This window comes from uncultured Caballeronia sp. (assembly GCF_964243625.1).
In the GTDB taxonomy this organism is placed as follows: domain Bacteria; phylum Pseudomonadota; class Gammaproteobacteria; order Burkholderiales; family Burkholderiaceae; genus Caballeronia.
Genome location: NZ_CAXTGZ010000093.1, coordinates 1 through 2,514, shown reverse-complemented (window position 1 = coordinate 2,514; position 2,514 = coordinate 1). Strand labels below are relative to the sequence as shown.

The 2,514-nt window shown below is 51.8% G+C and carries 2 protein-coding genes; one reads left to right on the top strand and one right to left on the bottom strand.

Translation table 11 applies throughout. The features are described 5' to 3' along the window. Nucleotides 1-291: hypothetical protein (locus ACFFAR_RS08900; protein WP_375507772.1), on the top strand; the 291-nt coding region annotated here is incomplete at its 5' end. A gap of 652 nt (nt 292-943) precedes the next feature. Here ACFFAR_RS08900 and ACFFAR_RS08895 read toward each other — a convergent pair. Then, the coding region (locus ACFFAR_RS08895) for a hypothetical protein (RefSeq protein WP_375507771.1) at nt 944-2,514 on the bottom strand (1,571 nt) is incomplete at its 5' end.

The window sequence follows — 2,514 nt, the reverse complement described above, 5'->3', positions numbered from 1 at the left end:
TCACTTAGCATCATTCAGATTGAACCGGCTGGGAACGGGCGGGTTTCGAGCAGCACATGTCGTTGTACACGCCATTCAAAACAACTTCGAGCCGAAGCGCTTGAATTAGAAAACCGACGCCTGAGCGCCATGCTGACAGTGAAATACAGCAACTCCTGGCTCCGAACGCCAACTACCGGCTCCGGTCTCGCCGCATCAGTTCAATGGATCTGCGGCAACTACTGCTGCCGGCAAACCCCTGAAAAGTTCGTCACGCGTTGCATCAATTTGTTGCTCGTCCGCTTAACCTGATCAATGTCTGTGTGCGTCCGCACACACTACTGCTACTTAATCTTTTCGAGCTAGTGCAATCTCGGCGAGAGTAGAATGTAATGAGCCGCGTAATTCAACTATTGGAGACAGATATTGGTGGTGCTTTCTTTCATCGGACACTGGTATTGGGTGTCGGTCAAGACGTTCTTTTGTGTTGCGAGCGTTATGTTCGTACTGCAACGATTCAGCTCGAATACTACACGGGCGATGCTTGTTCCGGTCCTGGGCTTCGTTCCAATATTGAATGTACTCGCCGCATTAATTCTCGTCGTGTACATGCCGCCGCCAACAATTGCGGAGTTATTTGGACACGAAGAATAGTCGGCGGTTACGGACGTGAAAGCGTTCAATGACTACCGCGCGCTTGGCTTCGTGCTTCATCGGTCGAGGCCGTTAAACAAGAGAACGCTTTCACCTAGGATTCGAAGGCTTCCAAGTGGGCGCCGTTCAATCCTTCCAATGATAAAAGCAACTAAGCGCTGTGCAAAGGATGTGACAATGCCGCCATCAAACGGTCAGTTAGGTGCTGTGCTTCACGTGACAGCGCAACAGGGGTAAGTCACCAACACCGCAGACAAAACGTCATGACACTTCGTCAGTTCGCGAACTTGGTCCAGGGTCTTTAAAGTCGCTAATATCTGGCAGTTCCTGTCGCAACCCACACGTTGCCCGAAGCGCAAGTGACGTTGCAGATTGTCGACCCGCCGCCGACGTAGTTCGTCCCAAGACTACAAGACTCAGCATCCGAAACCGTTGCTGTCGCGTGGGCTGTAATGGAACTATTCAAATTACATGCGGGCAAGGCGACGCCATTTGCAGAGAACGTGAGCGGTGAAAATGCGCTCTGCGGAGTGTAGTAATTGTCGCCTGTCACATGCAGACCGAGCATGCCGGCCACATTGTTGAAGATCTTATTGCTTTGTGATCCGATGTTGCCATCGGCTTCGAAATAGTTTGATGAAATCACACCACCAACAACGGTCCCGGTCGTGAAAACCTCCGCGCCAGGCGCCATCACATTGTTCCATTGAACCGTCGAATCCGACAACCGGAGACCTTGAATGTTATCGCCGGCCAAGATGACGCCAGGTCCGCCATTTCCCTCGATGATGCAATAGACGCACTGAGTGTTTTCGATGTTGTAGACCGCGCGGGCGCTACCGACTTTAAGACCGCCACCACCGTTGTATGCCGCATAGAAATGTTTGAACAGCACGTTTTCGCTGTAGTCTCGATAGTCTTTCGCTGACAAAGCATCCACGTAGCCGCCGTATCGGACGAAGTTGAAAACAAAAACGTTGTCAACAACCGCGTTTTGCCAATTCAAAACATCGATTCCATCCTGGCCACCCCCGTCAAGCGCAGTGCCGACGCCGCCAACAATGGAGAAGTTACTCAGCCTATCAGCTGCGGCCGTGCTCGTTACATGGAGGGATCCAGTGATTGAAACTGCAGGACCAGTCAGTGCCTGTGTAAGATAATGAAGCTGCGAACCGTTGTTCGCGTTGACGAGAACATTTCCGTTGATGAACGTGTTCGGGGTATTCGCAGCACTTGGTCCGACTCCAACAAGACTGATCGGGATATTGGCCGGTAGGATCAATTCTTCGGTCAGTATGTAATGCTTTGCCCCAAGTTCGATCCTGCAACCTTTAGTGCTACAAGGCGCGCTCGAAAGCATCGTTGTAAAAGCGGCGCTGTCATCTGTTCCGTAGGCAAATTGCAGATTGCCACCGGTTAGTTCAGTCGCAAAATCCACGGCAATCGAACTCTCGGTTTCGACGGTGATGATCTTTCCGCATTTTTGCTTGTTGAACGGTAAAGCCGCTTGTATGTTTGCAACGCAAATTTTTTTGCCGACATCGTCAGAGGTGAAATGTGCCGTCGCCGAGTGCAGGGTGCTGCTCGTCTCGCCAAACTTGGTAGGATCAACTCCGCTAACATTGCGGTAATCAAGCATAAGCCCCGCGGCGCTACTCGAGCCGTTCCCGCTGAGGATGAAAGTGTAAGTCGATGGCTCATACTCACCGGTCACTTTGGTGAAGCAAGTCAAGCGATCTGCCGCATTTGAGCCAGTTGCAATGGGCTTGAATCCGATCGGGGGCGTTATGGTCCGAGTACCGTCGTGATCAGTGACAGTACAGGCTAATAAATAATCACCAGTGCGATGTCCGAGTGGCTTGGGGAGAGCGACATCGGCGG